The 23,099-nt window shown below is 65.3% G+C and carries 21 protein-coding genes; 8 read left to right on the top strand and 13 right to left on the bottom strand.

Translation table 11 applies throughout. The annotated features are described in order from the left end of the window. Positions 1–356 precede the first annotated feature (356 nt). The 12 genes from pehA to VEIS_RS28635 all read right to left on the bottom strand — a co-directional run bounded on the left by pehA (position 357) and on the right by VEIS_RS28635 (position 12,825). Positions 357–1,895, bottom strand: coding sequence for a phosphoric/sulfuric ester hydrolase PehA (pehA, locus tag VEIS_RS10945; protein ID WP_011809994.1), 1,539 nt, complete (start codon positions 1,893–1,895; stop codon positions 357–359). Positions 1,896–1,959: 64 nt separating this feature from the next. After that, positions 1,960–2,883: an ABC transporter permease gene (locus VEIS_RS10940; protein WP_011809993.1), complete on the bottom strand. Its 924-nt coding sequence runs from the start codon at positions 2,881–2,883 to the stop codon at positions 1,960–1,962. 3 nt (positions 2,884–2,886) lie between these two features. Next, positions 2,887–3,819, bottom strand: coding sequence for an ABC transporter permease (locus VEIS_RS10935; RefSeq protein WP_011809992.1), 933 nt, complete (start codon positions 3,817–3,819; stop codon positions 2,887–2,889). A 6-nt stretch (positions 3,820–3,825) separates the two neighbouring features. Further along, the gene (locus VEIS_RS10930; protein WP_232287898.1) at positions 3,826–5,046 is read right to left on the bottom strand and encodes an ABC transporter ATP-binding protein; all 1,221 of its coding nucleotides are present in this window, start codon (positions 5,044–5,046) and stop codon (positions 3,826–3,828) included. Next, complete coding sequence (locus VEIS_RS10925) at positions 5,043–6,026, bottom strand: ABC transporter ATP-binding protein (protein WP_011809990.1); 984 nt, start codon at positions 6,024–6,026, stop codon at positions 5,043–5,045. Before VEIS_RS10925 ends, VEIS_RS10930 begins: the two co-directional genes overlap by 4 nt. Next, entirely contained in the window at positions 6,023–7,675 is a 1,653-nt protein-coding gene (locus tag VEIS_RS10920; protein WP_011809989.1) for an ABC transporter substrate-binding protein, read from the bottom strand. The genes VEIS_RS10925 and VEIS_RS10920 overlap by 4 nt, the downstream gene beginning before the upstream one ends. Positions 7,676–7,824: 149 nt before the next feature. Further along, positions 7,825–8,661, bottom strand: a complete 837-nt coding sequence (locus VEIS_RS10915) for an NUDIX hydrolase (RefSeq protein WP_041950756.1) — start codon at positions 8,659–8,661, stop codon at positions 7,825–7,827. Between the two features lie 128 nt (positions 8,662–8,789). Further along, positions 8,790–9,773: a quinone oxidoreductase family protein gene (locus tag VEIS_RS10910; RefSeq protein WP_041949969.1), complete on the bottom strand. Its 984-nt coding sequence runs from the start codon at positions 9,771–9,773 to the stop codon at positions 8,790–8,792. Positions 9,774–9,872: 99 nt separating this feature from the next. After that, positions 9,873–10,841, bottom strand: a complete 969-nt coding sequence (locus VEIS_RS10905; protein WP_011809986.1) for a DMT family transporter — start codon at positions 10,839–10,841, stop codon at positions 9,873–9,875. A gap of 265 nt (positions 10,842–11,106) precedes the next feature. Then, positions 11,107–11,733 carry an argininosuccinate lyase gene (locus VEIS_RS10900; RefSeq protein ID WP_011809985.1) on the bottom strand — a complete coding sequence of 209 codons (627 nt, stop codon included), beginning with the start codon at positions 11,731–11,733 and terminating at the stop codon, positions 11,107–11,109. A 71-nt stretch (positions 11,734–11,804) separates the two neighbouring features. Beyond that, the gene (locus VEIS_RS10895) at positions 11,805–12,641 is read right to left on the bottom strand and encodes a hypothetical protein (RefSeq protein ID WP_157048476.1); all 837 of its coding nucleotides are present in this window, start codon (positions 12,639–12,641) and stop codon (positions 11,805–11,807) included. A 16-nt stretch (positions 12,642–12,657) separates the two neighbouring features. Further along, on the bottom strand, positions 12,658–12,825 hold the full coding sequence (locus tag VEIS_RS28635; RefSeq protein WP_157048475.1) for a hypothetical protein: 168 nt from the start codon (positions 12,823–12,825) through the stop codon (positions 12,658–12,660). Between the two features lie 67 nt (positions 12,826–12,892). Between VEIS_RS28635 and VEIS_RS10890 the strand changes: the two genes are divergently transcribed. The 5 genes from VEIS_RS10890 to VEIS_RS10870 all read left to right on the top strand — a co-directional run bounded on the left by VEIS_RS10890 (position 12,893) and on the right by VEIS_RS10870 (position 18,893). Further along, complete coding sequence (locus VEIS_RS10890) at positions 12,893–13,936, top strand: sugar-binding transcriptional regulator (RefSeq protein ID WP_198137986.1); 1,044 nt, start codon at positions 12,893–12,895, stop codon at positions 13,934–13,936. A gap of 275 nt (positions 13,937–14,211) precedes the next feature. After that, on the top strand, positions 14,212–15,543 hold the full coding sequence (locus tag VEIS_RS10885) for an NAD(P)H-dependent oxidoreductase (protein ID WP_011809983.1): 1,332 nt from the start codon (positions 14,212–14,214) through the stop codon (positions 15,541–15,543). Beyond that, positions 15,540–16,580, top strand: a complete 1,041-nt coding sequence (gene pdhA, locus VEIS_RS10880) for a pyruvate dehydrogenase (acetyl-transferring) E1 component subunit alpha (RefSeq protein ID WP_011809982.1) — start codon at positions 15,540–15,542, stop codon at positions 16,578–16,580. The genes VEIS_RS10885 and pdhA overlap by 4 nt, the downstream gene beginning before the upstream one ends. Next, the gene (locus VEIS_RS10875; protein ID WP_157048474.1) at positions 16,570–17,568 is read left to right on the top strand and encodes an alpha-ketoacid dehydrogenase subunit beta; all 999 of its coding nucleotides are present in this window, start codon (positions 16,570–16,572) and stop codon (positions 17,566–17,568) included. Before pdhA ends, VEIS_RS10875 begins: the two co-directional genes overlap by 11 nt. Before the next feature lie 2 nt (positions 17,569–17,570). Further along, positions 17,571–18,893 carry an acetoin dehydrogenase dihydrolipoyllysine-residue acetyltransferase subunit gene (locus VEIS_RS10870; RefSeq protein WP_011809980.1) on the top strand — a complete coding sequence of 441 codons (1,323 nt, stop codon included), beginning with the start codon at positions 17,571–17,573 and terminating at the stop codon, positions 18,891–18,893. A gap of 55 nt (positions 18,894–18,948) precedes the next feature. On the opposite strand, the gene VEIS_RS10865 is transcribed toward VEIS_RS10870, so the two are convergent. Then, positions 18,949–19,587: a hypothetical protein gene (locus tag VEIS_RS10865; RefSeq protein WP_011809979.1), complete on the bottom strand. Its 639-nt coding sequence runs from the start codon at positions 19,585–19,587 to the stop codon at positions 18,949–18,951. A 186-nt stretch (positions 19,588–19,773) separates the two neighbouring features. Between VEIS_RS10865 and VEIS_RS10860 the strand changes: the two genes are divergently transcribed. The 3 genes from VEIS_RS10860 to ptsP all read left to right on the top strand — a co-directional run bounded on the left by VEIS_RS10860 (position 19,774) and on the right by ptsP (position 22,996). Beyond that, positions 19,774–20,166, top strand: a complete 393-nt coding sequence (locus tag VEIS_RS10860) for a transcriptional regulator GutM (RefSeq protein WP_198137985.1) — start codon at positions 19,774–19,776, stop codon at positions 20,164–20,166. Between the two features lie 86 nt (positions 20,167–20,252). Beyond that, positions 20,253–20,807, top strand: coding sequence for a PTS glucitol/sorbitol transporter subunit IIC (gene srlA / locus VEIS_RS10855; protein ID WP_011809977.1), 555 nt, complete (start codon positions 20,253–20,255; stop codon positions 20,805–20,807). Positions 20,808–20,965: 158 nt separating this feature from the next. Then, positions 20,966–22,996, top strand: coding sequence for a phosphoenolpyruvate--protein phosphotransferase (gene ptsP / locus VEIS_RS10850; protein ID WP_011809976.1), 2,031 nt, complete (start codon positions 20,966–20,968; stop codon positions 22,994–22,996). Positions 22,997–23,099 lie beyond the last annotated feature (103 nt).

The raw sequence follows: 23,099 nt of genomic DNA, 5'->3' as shown, positions 1-23,099 counted from the left end.
AAATGCCCGGCCCCCCTGATGTGCGCGCCAAAAGCGAAGCGCCAGGAATGGGCGCAGATTCGCCCGCAGCCAAGGCAGGCGCCAAGGCGGCTGTTCTTCGTCGACCCCAGGGAAAAGACAAATGGAATGACTGCCTATCGACGCATCGACCCGTGGCGCCAATAGCGAATCCCTGAGCGTTTCCAATACTTTTCGCCCGGCCCGGCTTGCAGCACCTTCGGGCCTGATCTGACCAGCGGCGCGGAGTGGTGGCCAAACCTCAGTGACCTGGCTGCGGGCTGCGGGCCGGGCGCGCGTGCCGCGGATTCACGGACTCACGGACTCACCCGCGCCACTGCCGCGAGCGCCAGCGCGGCTCACCGCCGGCAGCGCAGCCCTTGCGGCGATGCGGCGTAGCCGGTCAATGTCCGCTCCGCGTGCTGCAAGCGCCAATTGAGCATTTTTTGTGCATAGACCAGTTGCTGCGCGGCGTATTCCGGCTGACCCGCGACGCTGTCGAGTTGCGACGGGTCACGCCGCAGATCGAAGAACAGGGGCGCCGAGGCTGCGAAGTGCACATATTTCCAGTTTTCGTCCTGCACCACCGCCAGCGCGCATTCGTCCATTTTCAGGCCCAGTGCGGTCTCGGGGCGGGAGTAGAAGATGTCGCGAAAGTCGTATTCGTAGTGGACTTCGGTGCGCCAGTCCGCAGGGGCTGCGCCGGCATGAACGAAGGGCAGCAGCGAGCGGCCGTCGCAGGCCCGGGGTGCGGGCTGTCCGAGCCAGTCGAGCAATGTCGGCATGGTGTCGATGGTCTCGGTGAAGTGATCGACCTGCGTGCCGCGCGTGCCATCGGCGGCGCGGGACGGGTCCCGTATCAGCATCGGAATGTGGTAGCTCTGGTCGAAGTACCCGATCTTGCCCAGCAGATGGTGATCGCCCAGTTGCTCGCCATGGTCGCTGGTCAGGACAATCAGGGTGTCGTCCCACTGCCCCGTCTCCTTGAGGTAAGCAAAGACACGCCCGAGCTGGGCATCGATTTCGGTCATCAGTCCATAGTAGGTCGCGCGCATCTGGCGCACTTCGGCGTCGTCCATCTGGCTGCCCAGACCCTTGCCATTTTGAAAGAAGCTGCTGCGCTGGATGTTTTCCAGGTAATAACGCAGCAAAGGGTGCTGCTGCGCTTCGGCCTGCGCACTGGCCGCGCGCACGGGCGCAGGGCATTGCGCGGGGTCGTACATCTCATGGTACGGCGCCGGGGCAATGAATGGCGGGTGCGGCCGCCAGTAGCCCAGGTGCAGAAACCAGGGCTTGCGCCGGGCGCCGTGCAGGTAATCCAGCCCCCGGTCGGTGAACCAGACCGTATCGGACAGATGCGCAGGAACGCGGCTGGCTTGCCGGCTCGCGCCGATTTCACCGGGGCCCATGTCTTGGGGCAGCCAGATGTCCCAGGGGTTCTCGGGCAAGGCGTAGCCCTGTGCAGCGAGCCACGCGAAGTAAGCCTCCATCTTCAGGCCCCAGGAGCCGACGGGCCGCCAGCCCTCCATGTCGGCGCCGAGCACGGTAAAGCGCGGGTCTGAATGCGCGTTCACGCGCGGGTCGGGGGTGGTGGTGGTGTACCCGACCAGGGCCGGATCGTAGCCGGCTTTGCGCACTTCGAACGCGATGTTGGTGTGGCGCGCATCCAGCGGTATGGTGTTCTGAACCGCCCGGTGGTTCATCATGTACAGCCCGGTGAGCAAACTGGCACGGCCCGGGCCGCAAGGCACCGCCTGGGTGTAGTGGCGCCTGAAGGTGACGCCTTCATCGGCCAGGGCCGCGATATGGGGCGTCTTGACCACCGGGTGCCCGAGCATCGGCAGGGTGTCCCCCCGCCACTGGTCCACGACGATCAGCAGCACGTTCTTTTTTCTCATGATGGTCTCCGCTCGGGAAAATGGAAATCGATGGCAATCGATGGCAATGCCGACGCGCTTTCGGTCAGCGCAAGGTGGGGTCCAGCCGATCGCGCAACCAGTCGCCCAATGTGCTCACCGAAAAGGAGGTCAGCACGATCACGGCGCTGGGAATCAGCAACAACCAGGGCGCCGTCTGCAGGTATTCACGGCCATAACCGACCATGTTGCCCAGACTGGTCATCGGGGGTTGCACGCCAAGGCCCAGGAACGACAGGCCCGACTCCAGCAAGATCACTTCGGGAAACGTCAGCGTGACACTGACGATGAGGGTGCTGGCGATGTTGGGCAGCACATGCACCAGGTACACCCGCATCGGCGAGGCGCCGATGTCGGCAACCGCAGCGGCATACCCCTGCTCATTGGCGGCGATGGTCAGCCCCCGGGTGATGCGGGTGGCGCGCTCCCATCCGTACAGCCCCATCAGGGCGATGAACAACGGGAGCGTGTTGCCCAGAAAGGCCAGCACGGCCAGGGCAATGATCATGAACGGCATCGACGCCTGAAAATCGACCAGGATCAGGATGAGTTGCTCCACCCAGCCCCTGAAGTGGGCCGCCAGGAATCCCAGAAAGACCCCCAGCGTGGCCGACAAGATGGTGCTGATGAAGGCCACCAGCAAGCTGATGCGGATGGAGGCCAGCAAACGCGACAGAACATCCCGGCCCAGTTCATCCGTGCCCAGCCAGTGGCTGGCCGATCCGCCCATGAAGATCGGCGGGGACAGCCTGGCCTGCAGGTCGATCTGGCTGTGGGCATAAGGGGCCAGTTCGCCGGCCAGCAGTGCGACGCCGAGTATGGCCAGCGTCCACAGGCCGCACAGCAGCACCAGCGGCGGATAAGACCGCAGCAGGCGGCGCAGACGCTCGGGCCGGGACGAGGGCGCGCTGCCCGGCGTCCGGGCCTGGGCCTGGGCCTGGGCTTGGGCCGAAAAGGGGATGACTTTCATGTCTCAAGCCTTTGCCGCCGAGCTGCGGCGCAACCGGGGATCGATCCACCCGTACAGGGCGTCGACGATGAGATTGGCCGTCACCATGGTGGCGGCCACGAGCAATAGCAGGCTCTGAACCACCGCCAGATCGCGGTTGGCGACAGCCGTGACCAGCAGCCGCCCGACGCCGGGCCAGGAGAAAACGCTCTCGACCACCACCGCGCCAGCGACCAGACTGCCGACCATGAAGCCAACGATCGTCACGGTCGCAATGGCGGCATTGGGCAAGGCGTGCCGGAGCACGACCGCGCGCCAGAGCAAGCCCTTGGCCAATGCGGTCCGGATGTAAGCCTGGCCCATCACCTCCAGCATCGCCGAGCGGGTGAAGCGGGCCAGCACGGCAGCGCCCCCCAGGCTCAGGGTCAGCACCGGCAAGATGGCGTGTTGCCAACCGGCATTGCCGCCGCTGGGCAACCAGCCCAGGCCGACGGCAAAGACCAGCACCAGCACCAGTCCGAGAACGAAGCCGGGGATGGTGTGGCCGGCGACGGCCAAGCCCATCACGCACCGATCGATGGCCGAATTGCGGTGCAAGGCAGCGAACATGCCGGCGGGAATGCCGAGCGCCAGCTTGAGCGCAAAAGCCGGCAGCGTGATGGCCAATGTGGCGGGCAGATGCTGCATGACCAGCGCCATCGCGGGGCTGCGGTCGCGCATCGAGTAACCGAATTGGCCTTGCAGCAGGTTGCGGAAAAACCCCAGGTACTGCTGCCACAAGGAAGCATCCAGTCCCCAACTGCGGCGAAACGCTTCGATCGCTTCGGGCGGCACATCGGGCGACATGATCAGCAGGGCCGGATCCCCCGACAGCCGCAGGATCACGAAAGCAAAGCTGAGGACGAGAAAAACCGTCACCAGGGCCCGCAGCAGACGCGCAACGATGTAGGACGACATACCCGATCAAGCCCGCGCAAGGAGGTGGCACGCGGCTGTGCGGCCGGGTGCGATGGGTTGCAGTTCGGGCCGCACGACCCGGCACGATGGCATGGCCTGCGCGCACCGGCTGTGGAAGGCGCATCCCGCAGACAGCGCGCCGGGGCGGGGCGGATCACCTTGCAGCACGATGCGGGGCAAGCCCGCGCTGCGCCATGGCGACGGGACGGCCGACACCAGGGCCTGCGTGTAAGGGTGCGCCGGGCGGCGGAACAAATCTTCGGCGGCGCCTTGCTCGACGATGCGGCCCAGGTACATCACGGCCACTTCATGGCTTACCTGGCGCACCACCTTGAGGTCGTGGCTGATGAACAGGTAGGCCACCTGCCGCCGTTCCTGAATGTCTTGCAGCAGATTGATCACCTGCGCCTGTATCGACATGTCCAGCGCCGAGACAGGCTCATCGCAGACCAGCAAGGACGGCCCGAGGATCAATGCCCGTGCCAGCACCACGCGCTGGCGCTGGCCGCCTGAAAGCTCATGCGGATAGCGGGTCATCAGGTGCGGCGTCAGCCCCACCGATGCCATCATTGCGCGTGCGCGCTCGTTGCGCTCGGCCATCGAACCCTGCCGGAAAATCGTCAGCGGCTCGGCCACCTGGTCTTGCACGCGCAGCCGGCGGTCGAGTGCATCCAGCGGGTTCTGGTAGACCATTTGCATCCGCTGGCGCAAAGCCCGCCAGCGGGGGCCGCGCACCGATGGCACCGGTTGCCCCTCGAAAAGCACCTGTCCGCCGCTGGCCGGCAAGAGCCCGAGCACCATGCGGGCAGTGGTGGATTTTCCGCAACCCGATTCGCCCACCAGACCCAGGGTTTTGCCCGCAGGCAAACGCAGGGAAACACCGTCGACCGCGCGCAGGCTGACCGATTTGCCCCAGGGCCATGGGGAGTTGCGCACCGGGTAGTGGCGCGAGAGTTCCCGGATGTCGAGCAAGGCGCTCACGGGAGTACCTTCGCCTCCGCCTTCGGCTGCGGTATGAGCGCCTTCGGGCGGCCGGGCGGCACTCACTGGAGCACCTTCGCCTTCGGCTGCGGTATGAGCGCCTTCGGGCGACCGTGCGGCATTCACTGGAACACCTCCGCCTTCGGCTGCGGTATGAGCGCCTTCGGGCGGCCGGGCGGCACTCACTGGAACACCTTCGCCTTCGGCTGCGGTATGAGTGCCTTCGGGCGGCCGGGCGGCGCTCATGCGCCCGCCCGATGACACGCCACATGGTGCTGGACACCGATCTGGCGCTGGACAGGGGCATGCAGTTCGCAGCCGGGCTGGAACTGCCGGCAGCGCGGCCCAAAACTGCAACCCCGTGGCATGTGGGCAGGCTCGGGCACGTTGCCGGCGATCGGAACCAGTCGTTCGGGCGCCCGGTGCAGGTCGGGCAGCGCTCCCAGCAAGCCCTGTGTGTAAGGATGCTGCGGGTGCTGAAACAGGCGCTGGCTCCGGGCCTGCTCGACCACCCGGCCGGCGTACATCACCAGCACCCGATCGCACATGTCGGCGATCACCCCCAGGTCGTGCGAGATCAAGACCAGCGCCATCGCGCTGTCCTGCCGGATTTCGGCCAGCAGCGCCAGAATCTGCGCCTGTATCGTGGTATCCAGGGCCGTGGTGGGTTCGTCGGCCACCAAAAGCTCGGGCTCACCGGCCAGCGCCATCGCGATCATCACGCGCTGGTTCATGCCGCCCGATAGTTCGTGGGGATATGCGTCCAGCCGCTGCCTGGCGTCCGGAATGTGCACCCTGTCGAGCAGCCGCAGCGCCTCGGCCCTGGCCGGCGCGCCCCGCAGCGCACGGTGCAGCGTCAGTGCCTCGGTCAATTGGCGGCCAATGCGCTGCACCGGGTTGAGTGCGCAGGACGGGTCCTGGAAGATCATCGCGATGCGCTTGCCCCGAATCGGCGCCAGTTGATCGCCTCGCAGCGTATGCAGCGGCTCTGCGCGCAGGTATACCGTTCCACTGACCTGTGCCCGCGCGCCGAGCAGGCCCAGCACCGCCAGCCAGGTCACGCTTTTGCCGCAACCGGACTCGCCGACGATGCCCAGCGCTTCGCCCGGGTCGATATCCAGGTCGATGCCGTGCAGCACCGGCACTTTGGCCTTGCCATCGTCGAATGCGACGCGCAGGTTCCGGATGGACACCAAGGCATCGGCGCCGTTGTGCGGGGTGTTCATTTTCCGGGCATGCGCAGGTTGTCGGCGCTGAAGTCCATCGCGAATGTCGGGGACCATTTCCAGTCAATGTCCTTGCGCTTGCCGTAGAACTGCGCACTGCGGTGCAAGACGGTATAGGCCGGGTCTTGCCGCTCGGCAATCTCCAGCATGCGCCGGAAAACCCGGCTGCGGTTGGACATGTCCGTGGCGTTTTCCAGCAAGGTCGCCAGCGTGTTGAACTCGCTGTTCGACCATTCACCCATCTGTTGCTGCTGACCGTTGGCGCCATGCTGGTCGACGATGGAACTGACGGGGTCATTGAACGGCGAGGAGTTGGACCAGTCACGGATCCCGCGCGGCGCACCCTGATCGAAAATCTGCTGCCAGTTTTCCTTCATTTGCAGTTGGATGTTCAGACCGACTGCGCGCCACATCTCCACCAGAATCTGGGCGGTTTGCACTTGGTTGGTGTAGTAGTTGTTCAGAACGCGGTAAGGAATGGGCTCGCCTTTGTAGCCCGCTTCGCGGACCAGCCGGGCTGCCAGTTGGGGGTCGTAGCGCGGCACGCTCCAGTCCTTGTGGAACATGGGGCCGTAGTATTCCCATTGCAGACCTGCGGGAACGCTGGTCCGGGCGGCCCACAGCGTGCTGACGATGGCGTCGCGGTCGATGGCGTGGGCCAGCGCCAGGCGGATTCTCGGATCGGCCAGTTGCGGATGGTGCTTGTCAAACGCGATCAGGCGGTGGTTCAGCGCGGGGCCGCCGACCACTTCGAACTTCGGATTCGCCTCGATGGTCTTGATCTGGTCCGGGGGCACATCGGCCACGAAGTCGTATTCGCCGCTGAGCAGGCCATTGACCCGTCCCGATACCTCGGGAACCACCTGATAGCGCACTTCGCGCACCGGGGGTTTGCCGCCGTAGTAGGCATCATGTGCGACCAGAACCAGCAAATTGTCCGGCCTGAGTTCCTTGACCTTGAACGGCCCTGCCGCAACCGGGCTGCGCGACCAGGAGGCCCAGTCTTTCGCCGCAAGGAACGCGCGCCTGGAAATGATTTCCGAGCCGGAGCGGGCAATGCGCCCCTCCATCGTGACATCGGGCACGGCATTGACGAAGCGCACGGTGTGCTTGTCGATGACCTTGACCTGCTCCAGCGATGGCCACAGCCGTCTGGCGATGGCCGGCACTTCAGGGGGCAGCGCCAGCGCTTTGCCTGCCGTCTGCGCACCTGCGGCAGAAGCATCGGTCTTGATGGTGACCGCTTTCTGCCCGGCGCGCCGCGGCTCGGTCGCGGCAAACATATACTCGGGGCCGAACGTGAAGGCCACGTCTTCGGCGGTCATCTCGTCGCCATTGTGAAACTTCACGCCCTTGCGCAGTTTGAGCTCCACGGTGCGCTCATCGATGCGTTTCCATGACGTGGCCAGACCGGGTTTGAGCGACAGATTCCCTTGCCGGTCGATTTCGATCAGGCCGGCGTAGATCATCGGAAAGCTGCGGGACCCCACATTGCTTCGTTCCCGCAAAGGGATCAGGGACCCGGTATTGGTGACTTGCTGAACGGCGATCCTGAGCACGGGGCGGCTGTCCGTCTGCGCCAGCGCCGTGGTCAACGTCATGCAAGCCATGGCGGTTGCCATCAGCCTGCCCGAGGAAATATCCGGCATGGGTTTACTCCAGAAGAAACCCGTGCATGGTACGAGCCAAAAATGTCGGCGTGAAGATGCTGGCATGAAGATTCGATGACAGAGTTCGATGACAGAGGGCTGCGCCGACTCCGGGGCCATACCGTCGATCTGCACCGTGACGACCGGGGTCACAGCCCGAGAAACCCCGCAATCACCAGGCCGGCTTCGAGCGTGAACCACTCTTGCGCCAGGCGCTGACGCAAGGTGCCCATGGTCAGCAGGTCAAACCGCTCGACCTCGCCGTCCCGGTTGCAGGGCCGCAGACCTTCGGGCAACTGCGCATGGAACCAGTCGATGCGCTCGACCATCTGGCCTGCGCCATGCCCCTCGGCGCTGGGGCGGCAAAGCTGCAAATGGCCGCCATGGGTGATGCCGGCCAGATCGTCCAGCCGCAGCCCGGCCTCCTCCCAGGTCTCGCGCGCCAGCGCCTGCGCCAGCGTGTCGGCGGCGCAGACCATGCCGCCCATCAGCGTGTCCCACAGGCCCGGGTCGTTGGGCTTGCTCAGCGCGCGCTTTTGCACCCACATGCGGCCATCGGGCGCCAAGCCCACCAGATGCACCGCGCGCGTGCCCACGCCCAGCACGCGCACGGCCCCGCGCTCGACCGTGCCCACCGGCTGCCCCTGCGGGTTGCACACGGCCAATTGCTCGTTGCGCCACGGTCCGCACAGCCCTTCTTCGTGCAGCGCCGCAGCCAATGCGTTCAGCGCCTCGGTCGTGGCCTCGGGGGGCGCGTCCAGATGCCAGGCCCAGGCCCCTGAATGCCCCTGTTTCGATAGCCTGTAGCGCATATGGATCGATCGCCCGGGGCTGATCTGGTCCAGGAAACCCTGGGCCACCGAACCGAGCACCTGCCCCGCCACCAGCAACGGTTGACGGGGCCGCAGCGCCGGTTGCTGCGCCCTTTGCCGGGCCGCTGCGAGCCAGTGCCCGAACGACGCGTGGGGCTGCGCTGGGCCGGGCAACGCCGCGCTCACTGGAGCACCACCGCCTTTGGCTGCGGTGTGAGCGCCTTCGGGCGGCCGGGCGGCGCTCACTGGAGTACCTTCGCCTTCGGCTGCGGTGTGAGCGCCTTCGGGCGGCCGGGCGGCGCTCACAGCGTGAAAATGGTGCTGCCGATGGTCTTGCGTGCTTCGAGGTCGCGGTGCGCCTGCTGCACATCGGCCAGCCGATAGCGTTGCTCGATGCGGATTTTGACCTGCCCGCCGGCCACCACGGCAAACAGGTCGTCGGCCATGGCCTGTGTGCTGGCGCGCGTGGCAATGTGGGTGAACAGCGTCTGGCGCGTGACGTACAGCGAGCCTTTGGTTCCCAGCAGGCCCGGCGCAAACGGCGGCACCGGGCCCGAGGCATTGCCGAAACTGGCCATCAGGCCCAGCGGGCGCAGACAGGCGAGCGACTGCTCCCAGGTGTCCTTGCCCACCGAGTCGTACACCACCTTCACGCCCTTGCCGCCGGTGATCTGCTGCACGCGCTGCGCGAAATCTTCGCTGCGGTAGTTGATGGCATGCGCCGCGCCGTTGGCCAGGGCCAGTTGGCACTTGGCATCGGTGCCTGCGGTGGCTATGAGTTGCAGGCCCAGCGCCTTGGCCCATTGGCAGGCAATCAGCCCGACGCCGCCGGCGGCGGCGTGAAACAGCACCTGGTCACCGGGCTGCAAGCCTTGCACCGGCAGGGTTTTCTTGAGCAGGTACTGCGCCGTCAAGCCCTTGAGCATCATCGCCGCGCCGGTTTCAAAACCGATGGCATCGGGCAGCTTGCACACGCACTTGGCGGGCATCACGCGCAGTTCGCAATAGCTGCCCGGCGGCGGGCTGGCATACGCGGCGCGGTCACCCACCTGCAAATGCGTGACGCCCTCCCCCACGGCCTCGACCACGCCTGCGGCCTCCATGCCGATGGTGGCGGGCATGTTCAACGGGTACAGGCCGGTGCGGTGGTACACATCGATGAAGTTCAGACCGATGGCGTGATGGCGGATGCGAATCTCGCCAGGGCCGGGGTCGCCCACGGGCAGATCGACCCACTGGAGTTCTTCGGGGCCACCATGCTGGCGAATCTGGACGGTGCGGCTCATGAGGCTCATGAAAAGATGCTCCTGCAAGGGGAATAAAGGGGAAGCAAGGGGGATGGAAGTGTGATCCGGGACAGACCCGGGCATCCTGCCATGAATCGATCAGCGGCGCTGCCGCGCCATGCGGGTGAACACGAAAATGCCGGCAATCACCAGGACGGTTCCGGCCGCCACCCAGACCGTAAAGGGTTCGTCCAGAATCCACACGCCCATGACAATGGTCGACAGCGGCCCCACCATGCCCGTCTGCGCGGCCACGCCGGCACCGATGCGCTCTACGGCCATCATCACCATCAGCACCGGCGCGGCAGTGCACAGCGTGGCATTGAGCAGGGACAGCCAGATCACCTCGGGCGCCACCACCGCCGCACTCAGGGGGCGCAGCAGCGCAAACTGCGCCAGGCAGCACAGGCAGGCCACCGTGGTCGCCAGCCCGACCAGACGCAGTGACCCCAGGCGCTGCACCAACTCGCCGCTGTAGACCAGGTAGATGGCGTAGCTGACCGCACTCAGAAACACCAGCAAGCTGCCCCAGGCCGCGTTTGCTCCCTGCAAATGGGCCTCATGGCCAAACACCAGGACGACGCCGCAGTAGCTGAGCAGCATGCCCGCCGCCTGCCCCCAGCCGATGCCCCGTCGATACAACAGCCAGCCGAGCAGCACGACCAGCGTGGGGTTGAGATACAGGATCAGCCGCTCCAGGCCCGCACTGACATAGGCCAGCCCGGCAAAGTCCAGAAAACTGCCCAGGTAGTAACCGGTAAACCCCAGGCCCAGCACCCCGAGCCAGTCTTTGCGCGTCAGCGCCGGCTGGCCCCGACCCGCCCACCAGGCCATCGCGGCAAAGATCGGCAGCGCGAACAACATGCGGTACATGATGAGCGTGACTGCATCCACCCCATGGCGGTACGCCAGTTTGACGATGATGGCCTTGCCGCTGAAAGCGATCGAGCCAAGAAAGGCCAGTGCGAGTCCGGCGGTCAGGCTTTTCCCGGTGCCGGGCGCCGGTGTCGCTGGTGTGGGTGTCGCCGGGGCTGGTATGGATGGGGCGGAGGACACGTTGGCGCACATTCCTGATTCCTGCTGCTGACCGATGCCATTGTAGGGGTGCGGTGCCGGCCTTCTGCGCGCGATCGAAGCGCTGCGCGGGCGCCAGCGCCATCGACCATCGGCCAGGTGGTGAATGCGCGGCGGGGCCGGTCCGGCGGCGCGCAGCCGGTAGCGCGCGGGCATCGGGCCGGCCTTGGCGGGAGGCTCCGTCGCCTGTGATTTTTCTGCCCATCGCTGCGCCGGCGCGCCGCTCCTTTTTCTGCCCGGGTTCCGGCTTGCAGCGCGTCTACTGGCCCAGCGCGTAGAAAATCCGATCCAGATTGGCAAAGGCCTGCGCCAGTTTCTGACGTTGCTGCTGCAACCACGCCGCATCCTTGGCCAGCTTTGCCTTTTCCACGCCCGGCATGCGCACGACTTCGGCGCGCTGCGGGCCGCCCAAGCCTTTGCTCGACGCCAGCATGTTTTGCGCCGTCAGCGAGTTCTGGTATTGCTCCTGCGTCAGCGGGAACTGCGTGCGCTCGAAGATGTCCTGGCGACTGCGGCCGGAGTGCACGCGCGAGCCGTCGGGGCCGGTGATGGCAAGGATCAGCGGCTCGTATTGCAGGTCATCGGACGGCCGCTTGGCGCCCGGCTGGTCGCCGTTCTTGATGACCCGATCGACGGCCGGTGCAATCTTCTTGCCCAGGTCGGGCGGCACGATCCCGTTCTCGATCACCACCACGGTCGAGGCCTTGTTCATCTCGCCGAGGAAGTAAAAATAGTCGTGATAGCCTGGCGTCTCGTCGGCGGCCATGGCGACCGTCGCGCTGCCGATGGCCATCAGCGCCAACGGCACGCAGGCCAGCACGCAGGCCCATGTGGCAACGCGGCGCGCCAGCGCGGCGCGAAGGCAGGGGGATGGGGTCGGAGTCATTGTCTTTGCCTTGGGTACGGATGCTGGTCGGGGTGGGCCGGTGTTCACCAGATGGAGGCCGCTGGTGCTGCTTACAGATGCCGCAGCACGAAAGCGAGCCATTGGGCGATGGCGGCGGCGGGCGCGGCACCGCGCAGACTCTGCGCCCAATCCGGGCGCTGCGCCACGGCGATCTCGTCGGCCAACGCCAATGCGGCTTCCGTCTGGTGCCTGTGATCGGGATGCGTCAAAGTCGCGGCGATCTCCCCCGCCAATACGGCGCATATGGCGGCGCGCCATGCAAGCTCGGCAGGAGCACTTGCCTCCTCTTTCGCCATGCAGGCCGTCGATGCGAAGATTTCGGCAGATCCCAGGGCAAGGATTGCATCGGCGAGACGCCGCCGATGCGCGTCGCCCTCGGCGCCGGGCGCGACCGATCCATGGTCTGCGGCGCGCAAGGCGCCCAGTCGTTGGCCGGCGCGCTGGAAGCCTTGCTGATGCACAAACAGGTCCGACCAACCCTTTGCCCGCAACCAATGCCTGTAGCGCCAAAAGTGGTCCTGGGTAAAAAGGCGAAGCTCATCGGGCGTCGATGCCCCGCTGAAATAGGCAGCAGACGAGCACAGCGGCACCAACATATCCCGAAACGACTTGTCTGGCGCGAAAAGATGAACGGCCGCGCGGTCCGCCGTCAGCAACATGCGTGTCGTGGCGCTCACTGCCTTGCCGATCGGCTCGGCAAGAATGGACAATGGCCCGCTTGCGTCCGCGCCCTCGCGATGCTGCATCGCCGCTTCCACACTGTTGGCCAGATTTTCAGCGCTGCGGCGCAGGTTGAATCGAACCCCGCGAACCACATCCTTGACAGCCAGCGAAACATCCCCCGGACTCGGCGGGATGGATGGGGGCGGAGGGTGTTTTTCCGGCATCATCGACTCCTGTGGATCAGGCTGGTGTCGCGTCACCGATCAGATGTCGTAGGCTGCGCGCAGCCATCGGAGCGCAGCGCAAGGCGCATCGCTTGCCCATACCGAGCTGTATTGGCAAGCGATGCAACGCCGCGATGCGCTTCGATGGCCAGCGCAGACCGACAGATGATCGGTGACGCGACACTGGCATCGGTTGGCGTAGTCAAACCGGCCCGCGACAGGCATCGGTTCGTCAAAGTAAGGATACCCCCTTGAGCAAGAAGACGAAGCCCGCGATGGGCGAGGACACGGCGATCGGGAACGGGGCGCCGGCGGCGGAGCGCAACCTGGGCAACGCGCGCAACCGGCGCATGCGCTTGCGTGCCGCCTGGATGTACTTCATCGAAGAGATGACGCAAAACGAGATCGCCCAGCATCTTGGCGTCGGGCGCGTGACGGTCGTGCGTTTGCTTTCCGACGCGCGTGAACGACGCGAAATCAAGTTCAGCATCGAAAGCGGGCTGCCCGAATGTGTGGGCCTGGAGCGGGAACTGGAGCAGCGTTTCGGGCTGAGCGAGGCCGTGGTGGTTCCGCTGGTCGCCACCGAAGCCGATGCCACCAAGTCGATCGGTGCGTCCACAGGGCTGTACCTTTCCAATTTCGTGCGTTCCGGCATGAAGATCGGCGTCGGTTGGGGCAGGACGCTGTGGGAGTCGCTGCGCTACATCCAGGAGTCCCCGATGTCCGACATGTCGGTGGTGTCGCTGCTCGGCGGCATCACCAGGGTCAAGCATTTCAATCCGTCCGAGTTTTCCTGGCGGTTCTCGAACCTGTTTCAGGCCGAGTGCTATCTCATGCCGGCGCCGGCGATCGTGGATACGCCGCAAACGCGCCAGTCCTTGATCGAGCATTGCGGGCTGGGAGAAGGGTTCGAGCGCGCCAAATCCCTCGATGCGGTGCTGCTGAGCGTCGGCCATCTCGAGCCCAGTGGCACGGCCTATCGCGACGGCTTCGTTGCGGATCACCTGCGCCGTTCGATGATCGGGCAAGGCGCTGTCGGCGAAGTCCTGTTTCATTACTTCGACGCGCAAGGACGACTCGTCGAGCATCCCATTCACGATTGCGTGATGGCGGCGCCTGTCAGCACCCTGCAGCGTGTGCCCCAGCGCATCGTCGCCTCTGGCGGACTGCACAAGGCAGAGGCGATGCTGGGCGCGCTTCGCCTGGTAAAGCCGACCGTCCTGATCACGGACGAAGCCGCCGCCACACGCATCATCGAGTTGGATCGCGGCACCGGGGCGCGCTCGAAGTCGTAGCAGCGCACAGACCCGGGCCGTGCGCGGCCCTGGCACCGGCCCCGGCACCCGTTGGTCGCTTGGGTCTTCCATTTCAGATTGGCTCCTGTGGATGGCGCCTCCAGATTCGGCTCCCCCTGGGATTCCATGGCGGCCGAAGGCTTGCGCTTCGTATGAACAGCTTGCGCCTTCTATGAATAGCTTGCGCTTTGTATGAACATTATGCAAAATAAAAATGCAAATGTGCAAACAAGGTCCGCTGCTTTGCTTCGGGCCGCTACCTTTCGGAGATCCCCTTGGACGGATTCATTCCCAGTGGCCTTGCGGCCGATTTACAAGCGCGCGGTCTGTCAGGAAAACCCATCCGGATCGGCCTGATCGGCTCCGGAATGATGGGTGGCGACATCGTCACCCAGGTGCTGCAAATGCGCGGCATCGTGGTGGCGGCGATCGCGGACATCCACCTGCCTGCCGCAGTGGCGGCTTTGAAGGCAGCGGGGGGCGCCTTGGACAGCCACCGCATCGTGCAGACGCAGGGCGCGTTCGACCAGGCCGTGCACGACGGCCGCATCGCCGTGACACAGGATGCGCAGTTGGTGTGTCGCAGCGGTCTGATCGACGTGGTGGTGGATGCCACGGGCAAACCGGCGGTGGGCGCCGAGATCGGGCTGCTGGCCATGGAGCACGGCAAGCACCTGGTGATGATGAACGTCGAAGCGGACGTCACCATTGGCGCCTACCTCAAACGCGAGGCCGACCGTCTGGGCGTCGTCTACTCGCTGGGCGCCGGCGACGAGCCCAGTGCCACCATCGAACTGATCGGGTTTGTCTCCGCCTTGGGCTATCCGGTCATCGCTGCCGGCAAGGGCAAGAACAATCCGCTGAACTTCGACGCAACGCCCGACGACTACGCCGCACAAGCGCGACGCAAGCACCTGAACCCGCGCTTGCTGGTGGAATTTGTCGATGGCTCCAAGACGGCGGTTGAAATGTCTGCCATTGCGAACGCCACCGGACTGGTGCCGGACATTCCCGGCATGCACGGCCCTGCGGCCAGCCTGGACGATCTCCACAAGGTTCTGTGCCCGGTGGCGGATGGCGGCCTGCTCCAGCGCAAAGGGGTGGTCGATTACACCATTGGCAAGGGCGTGGCGCCGGGGGTGTTCGTGGTGGCCGAAATGGCCCATCCGCGCCTGCGCGAGCGCATGGACTACCTCCAGCTCGGCACCGGCCCCTACTACACCTTCTACCGCCCCTACCACCTGTGCAGCCTGGAAGTGCCGCTGACCTGTGCACGCGCCGTGCTGTACGGACGCGCCGACATGGCGCCCATCGCCAAGCCGACGGCGGAGGTATGCGCCGTGGCCAAACGCGACTTGTACCCGGGCGGCCGTCTGGATGCGATCGGCGAGTACACCTACCGCGCATGGGCCATGACCGTGGCGGATGCCCGGCGTCAACGGGCCGTGCCCTGCGGCCTGTTGGAGCAAGGCACCGTGTTGCAGCCCATCCGCAAGGGGGAACTGCTGACATATGCGAACAGCGCCGTCGACGCTGGCTCACGCATCGTCGAGTTGCGTCGTCGCCAAGACGAATTGATCCACGGCAAGCAAGGAGCGGCCGCATGACCGCCGATGTGGGCAGTGAAGGCATCCCCCGGATTTCTGAGCGCTTCAGCCAGCAGGCTCTGCACGGGTTCCTGCGGCAAATGCACCTGATCCGCCAGTTCGAAGAGGGCGCCGAGCAGGCTTACATGCGTGGCCAGGTGCACGGCACCATGCATCTGTCCATCGGCCAGGAAGCAAGCGCCACGGGCGTTTGCGCCGTGTTGCAGCGCGCGGACTACATCACCTCCACACACCGCGGCCACGGCCATTGCATTGCCAAGGGCGCCGAGCCCAAATACATGTTCGCCGAGTTCTTTGGCAAGGACAGCGGGTACTGCCGGGGCCGTGGCGGCTCGATGCACATTGCCGATATGGCCACCGGCAACCTGGGCGCCAACGGCATCGTGGGTGGCGGTCTGCCGATCGCGGTGGGCGCGGCCTTGGCCCTGCAGCAGGAACGCCGGCCCAACGTGGTGGCCTGTTTCTTTGGTGACGGAGCGAACAATGAAGGCGCTTTCCATGAAAGCCTGAACATGGCCGCCCTCTGGAAACTGCCCGTGGTGTTCGTGTGTGAGAACAACCAGTACGGCATGTCCACCTCCACGCAGCGATCGACTGCCGTGCAACGCATCGCCCAGCGGGCCCAAGCCTACGACATGCCTGGCGTGACGGTCGATGGAAACGACTTTTTCGCCGTGGCCGAGGCCGCCGCCCAGGCCGTCGAGCGCGCGCGCAGCGGGCAAGGCCCGGCGCTGCTCGAATGCCTGACCTATCGCCATCGCGGCCACTCCAAGAGCGACCGCAACCGCTATCGCAGCAAGGAAGAGATCGAATCATGGATCGCACGCGACCCGATCGGGCGCTTCCAAGATGCGCTGTTGGCGCGCGGATCGATCGACCAGGCGCAGATCGCCGCGCTGGTGTCCAGCGTGGAGCAGGAGATCGCGGCCGGCATCGAGTTCGCCAAAAACAGTCCCGCGCCCGAACTATCCAGCCTCACATCCTTTGTCTACACGCAAGCTCCCGGGGGGCCTCGCCATGACCGCCATGACCGTTGAAAGCCGCGAGCTCAGCTATGCGCAAGCCATTCAGGAAGCCCTGGCAATGGCCATGGAGCGCGACGAGCGCGTATTCCTCATGGGCGAGGACATCGGCGTGTACGGCGGGGCCTTCCAGGTCACCGGGGATCTGGTGCAGCGCTTCGGCGAGTCGCGCGTCATCGACACGCCCATCTCCGAATTGGGTGGCGCCGGCGTGGCCGTCGGTGCGGCCCTGCTAGGCCGGCGTCCGGTGTTCGAGTTCCAGTTCTCCGACTTCGCGACGCTGGCGATGGAGCAAATCGTCAATCAAGCGGCCAAGCTCCGCTTCATGCTTGGCGGCAAGGTCTCCGTGCCGTTGGTCATGCGCTTGCCCGGCGGCTCCGGCACTGGCGCTGCGGCCCAGCACAGCCAGAGCCTGGAAGCCTGGCTGGCCCATGTTCCCGGCCTGAAAGTGGTGCAACCATCGACGCCCCACGACGCCAAGGGCATGCTGCTTGCCGCCATCGAGGATCCGGACCCCGTGATGTTCTTCGAGCACAAACTGCTCTACAAGATGAAAGGCCCGGTGCCCGAAGGCTACTACACCGAACCCTTGCACGAAGCACGGGTGCGCCGGGCGGGCGGGCAAGTCACCATCGCGGCCAACTCGATCATGGTGCACAAAGCGCTGGAAGCCGCCGAGCAGTTGGCGCGGGAGGATATTTCCGCCGAGGTGATCGATCTGCGCTCGCTGCGGCCGATGGACTACGGCACCCTGATCGACAGCGTCAGCAAGACGACACGCCTGGTCTGCGTGTACGAAGGCACCAAGCAGTTCGGCATCGGCACCGAAGTCAGCGCCGCCATTGCGGAAAGCGCAGCCTTCTACCGTCTGGATGCGCCCATTTTGCGCCTCGGTGGCGCCGACTGCCCGTTGCCGTACAACCCCGACCTGGAACGCGCAGCCGTGCCCCAGGTTCCTGACATCGTTGCGGCAGTGCAGCAAACCGTCCGTGGGAGCGCCTGAGCATGGCCACCGAAGTCATCCTGCCCCGTGTCGACATGGATATGGCCGAGGGCAAAATCGCCTGCTGGTACGTGAAGAACGGCGATCAGGTGCGCAAGGGCCAGGTGCTGTTCGACATCGAGACCGACAAGGCGACGATGGAGGTGGAGGCTCCGGCGAGCGGCGTGATCGACAGCATCGATGGCGCGATCGGTGTGACGATGCCGGTGGGTCAGGTGGTCGCCTGGATCAGGGCGCCCGGCGCTGCACGGGTCGAGGGCACTTCGGCGCCGCCTGCCGCGCGCCAAGCCGCCGGCACGGCCGCGACGGCAGCCGTGCCTGAACCCGGCCATGCAACGGCAATGTCCCCACCCGCCCCCATGGCGAGCACCGCTGCGCAACTGCCGTTCCGATCCGATGGCGCATCTTTGCGCGCCACCCCGCTGGCCCGCAGCCTGGCTCGCGAACGGGGCGTGGACTTGCTCAGGCTCAGGGGCAGCGGCCCTGGGGGCCGCATTGTGGAACGCGATGTACCGGCAACTTCCGCGTCGTCCCCTGGCGCCGCCGATACCAAGCCCAAGCCCAAGCTGCATCTTCACTGGTGGCGGCACGGCAAGGTTCCTGTGCTGCTGTTGCACGGCTTCGGCGCCGACCATGCATCCTGGCGGCCATTGGTCGAACAACTGCCGCCGGGCATCCCGTTGGCCGGTGTCGATCTGCCCTGCCACGGCAAGTCCCCGGTGCAATCCGCCGGGTCGATGCAGGCCATGGCACAGGCAGTGCTCGATCGGTTGGAGCAGGAGGGCATCGCGGCCTGTCATCTCCTGGGCCACTCGCTGGGCGGCGGCGTGGCATTGGCACTCGCTGCGGCCCAGCCGCAGCGCGTCCGCTCACTGAGCTTGTTGGCGCCTGCGGGCCTGGGGCCGGAAATCAATGGCGAGTTCATCGATGGCCTCACCCGGGCGGAGACGCAAGCGGCGTTGAAGTCGACGCTCGCCCTGCTCTTGCACGATCCGGCCGCATTGACTGGCTCCTTCGTCGCCACGGCGTTTCACCTGTTGCAGGCCCCGGCACGGCGAGCGGCCTTGTCTGGCATGGCATTCCAACTGATGCCGGGGGGAATTCAGCAACAGAGCCTGCGCCGCGAACTCGACGCCCTGCAAATGCCCACCAAGCTCATCTGGGGAATCGCGGATCGCATCATCCCGGCCTCGCATGGTGCCGGCGTGCCGGGTGGGGTCGCCCTGCATCTCTTGCCAGGCGTGGGGCACCTGCCACAGGTGGAAGCGACCGCCCTGGTGGCGCGGCTGCTGCAGCATCAGTGGCGCGCGGGCACGGCGGCTTGAGCGCGGGACAGGCCGGGCCGGCGCGGGCGATCGATCGACGCGCCCTCCCCCGCCATCAGGTCGCGGCGTCGCGGGCTGCGCCGCAGCCGATACGCCGTGGATGGCCGTCTTGCGCACCGTCGTGCCGGGCCTTCAATGCGCGGCGCATCGCAGGGCGTTCACGGATCATCATTGGAAAGCGCCATACCGGCTCCAGGCCGGTGAACGAGTCCAGAAATGCCGTGGCCATCGCGGGATCTTCGGCCACGTTCTCCAGATAGCTCGCCCACGGTGCCGAATGCCGCTCGGGTAACTGCATCGCCCATGGCGTCGCGCCCAATGCCTGGCGCCAAGCGGCCAAAAGCGTCACGACGGTGCGAGAAAGCGCGAATACCGCTTCATGGTGCTGCCCGGCTGGAAGTTGCAGAGGCTGCGCGCGCAGCAGTTGGCACAGCAGTTGGCCGGCCGCGAAATGGGCAAAGTCCAGGCTGTCCAAAGACTGGAAGCGGCGATCACGTTCGAGCCCCGACACCCAAGGCCAAAAAGCGTTGGCCAAAGCCTGCATGTCGACCTGCACGGTCGGCGCTGCGCCCGCCCCGATGGCCGAATGTACGACAAGCGGGGGCAACTCCTTGCGACACCACATCCATCGATCGATGGATTCCGGAAACAGTGCTTGCGCACCCCATCGCTTCACCGTATCGAGGTCCCACATGACTCATGTCTCCTTGACGATCCAGAAACCCATTTTGATGCCGCTAAGTGAACACCCTAGGTGTGAACATATTGACTTATGAAAACACAAATGTACCATTCATCCCATCGCAACCTCGATCGGCACCGATCCATGGCGGCGATTGCGCAAGCCCCCCAAGCACCGTATGCATTCGAGGAGAGAGCCATGGAGTTCACACAAAGCGCCTTGCTGTCGTTGCTGTTGTTTTGGACCCTCCAAACCACGGGGGCCTGGATTCAGTGGCGGCAGTACCGACACACGCTGGGCCAGGCTACCCGGCGCTGGAGCGATGGCTACCTCGGCATGGGGCGCGCACAACCGCGCTTTGGCTTTGGCGTCATCGCGCTGCTGGAAGTGTCGCCCGATCTACAGGTTCGTCGCCTCCAGATCATGTCGGGCATCACGGTGTTTGCACGGTTCAAGACTCTCGATGCAGTGCAGAACTGGCCCTTGAGCAAGCTGGGGACACATTACGCGCCTGGCCCGAAAGACACCCGACTCGCACGCGCCGTGCGTCAGGCGATCGCTCAGATCGAGGCGGTGCGCGCGCGACGATGATGATGAACACACCCGCCCGCCTTCCCTTCCTTGACGACCGCACAGGTCCCGCCCGCCAACCCACTGACCCAGAATGATGGAGACAAATGGAGACGTTCGAATTTCTCGCACGCGGCGCCGAAGCATTCATCGGCGTCTTCAATGCTGGTGGCAAGACCTTCGTTGGCTTTGTGACTGGCATCCTGCCCACGCTGATCGTCTTGCTGACGGCGGTCTACACCGTGATCGGTCTGGTTGGCGAACAGCGCGTGCATCGTTTGGCCAGGTTCGCCGCCGGCAATGTCCTCACGCGGTACACCGTGCTGCCGCTGTTGGCGATGTTCTTCCTCACGAATCCAATGGCCTACACCTTCGGCATGTTCGTGCAAGAAAAACACAAGCCCGCCTTCTATGACTCGGCGGTGTCCCTGTGCCACCCGATAACCGGCCTTTTTCCCCACGCCAACCCCGGGGAATTGTTCGTATGGCTCGGGGTGGCCGCAGCCATCACCAAACTGGCCGAAGCAGGAAATGCCCCGTTTTCGCTGGCCAAACTGGCACTGGCTTATTTGTTGGTGGGCCTGTTCGTGAACCTCCTCAAGGGCATCGTGACCGAATGGATCACCACCATCATCGCCAGGCGTGAAGGTGTGGACATCTGATCGCCAGGGCGCTGCGCAACGGAACGATGCCGCCACAGAGATGCCGTTGCCCCACCGACGATCGACGCTCGACGAACGGGGCGCCATGGAAATCGTCGCCGCCGGAACGACACTCGCGTCATTCGCCGCCACCCACGGGAAATTGCAAAGGTACCGCCATGTTGGAAGCCCAAGTCATCGTCAAGGTACGCGAGGGTCTGCACGCGCGCCCTGCGGTGCAGCTTGCAAAACTTGCCAGAGAATTCAATAGCGCGCTGAAAATCGGGCGTGGCGATACCTGGGCAGATGCCAAGAGCGCCGTGAAACTGATACTGCTGGGCGTCAAGCACGACCACCAGATCATGCTTCGGGCGGAAGGCGAAGACGAACGCGAGGCCGTCGATCGGCTGACCCGGTTCCTGTCCGATGCCGGCGCAATGGCGCAGGGCGCTGCCGATCAGGGTGCGCCGGCGGTGAACGGGCATGGCCCGGCCAATCGCCCGCCGGATGCTCAGCCCATGCCCGGACATGGGGTTGGGGCGCCCGACACCGTCGCGCCCCTGTCTGCGTCGGCGCTGAGGGGCGTTCCGGCCAGCGAGGGGCTCGCGTTCGGCAGCGCGCTGGTGTATCTCGGTGAGGAACTCGCCATCGACCGGCAGTTCGTGCAGCAGCACGAGATCGAGGGCGAATCGACGCGATTCGCTGCGGCGCTGGAAAGCACATTGACGGCGCTGGCCGAGCCCGGCGGCGGCGCGGAGCAATGCGCAATGGGCAGTGAAATCCTCCAAGCGATAGCGCAGATCGCGCGGGGCGACGACTATGCGGGCGCGATTGGCGCTCTGATCGCAGCCAAGTGGAGCGCGGCGGCGGCCACGCTCCAATGCGGGCAGGATCTGGCGTTCGCGTTCGAATCTTTGACGGACGAATATCTGCGCAGCCGTGCCGACGATATTCGCGGCCTGACCCGCGCGATCGCGGCCGTGCTTCTGGGCAAGCAGCAAAAATCGCTGAGGGATATTGGCGCGCCGAGCATCATCCTCGCCGACGAGTTGTCCGCACCGGATCTTGCGCGCGCCAATTGGCGCAACATTCTCGGCATCGTGTGCCTGTCCGGCAGCGCGACATCCCATGTCGCAATCATCGCGTGCGCGCACGGTATTCCTGCGGTGCTGGGCTTGCCGCTGGACAAGGAAAGACTGCGCTCGGTATCGCGCTTGTCAATGGACGGCAGCAGCGGCGAAGTCTGGCTCGATCCTTCCGACGAGCACGAAAACGAGATGTCGCGCCGCATCGATGCGCAGCGCGAGCAGCAGTCCGGGCTTCTTGCATATCGGCACGTCGAGCCGGGCACGCGCGACGGACGCAAAATCCAGGTCGCTGCCAATATGGGCTCGCTGTCAGAGCTGGAGTCGGCGCAGCAGGCCGGCGCAATGGGGGTGGGACTTTTCCGCACCGAGCTGCTGTTCATGGAGCGCCAGCGCGTGCCGACCGAGGACGAGCAGTACGAGGTTTATGCGCGGCTCGCGCGGGCGTTCAGTCCGTGGTCGGTCATCATCCGGACGCTGGATGCCGGGGGCGACAAGCCGCTGCCGGGCATACGCTTGCCGAAAGAAGAAAACCCGTTTCTCGGCTGGCGCGGCATCCGGATGAGCCTTGACTGTCCCGAAGTTTTCGAGCCGCAGTTGCGCGCGTTGCTGCGGGCGGCCGCCCACGGAAACCTCTGCGTGATGCTGCCGATGGTGGCCGACCTTCAAGAGATTCGACGCACCAAGGCCATCATCGGGCGCCTGGCGGCAGAGTTGAGCAGCGCCGGAATTCCTCATGCGATTCCAAAGCTGGGCATCATGATAGAGACGCCGGCGGCCGTGCTGACGGCCGATCTGCTGGCGCAGGAGGTCGATTTCTTTTCGATCGGCACGAACGACCTCACGCAATACATCATGGCCGCCGACCGGATGAACCCGCGTCTTGCGCCGCTTTACAAAACCGGGCACCCGGCAGTCATTCAAGCGATCCGGTTGGTGTGCGAAGCGGCGAAACGGGCACACATCAGCGTCGGGGTGTGCGGCGAAGCCGCCTCCAGTCCGCACATGATCCCGATTTTCGTGAATCTGGGTGTCGACGAACTGAGCATGAGCCCGAACGCGATCCTGCGCGCAAAGAAAATCATCATGGAAATGCCGCCGCCTGGTGAACCTGGTAAAGGATGAGCGATGGCCACGATCGGGGATCGGTCTGCCCAGCCCGATGGGCCATGCCGAACCATCGGAAAGCCGCGACAAATGTTTTTGCCCCTATTTTTACCCATGTCCG

The organism is Verminephrobacter eiseniae EF01-2, from assembly GCF_000015565.1.
Taxonomy (GTDB): Bacteria; Pseudomonadota; Gammaproteobacteria; order Burkholderiales; family Burkholderiaceae_C; genus Acidovorax; species Acidovorax eiseniae.
This window is presented reverse-complemented; position numbering and strand designations above follow the sequence as displayed.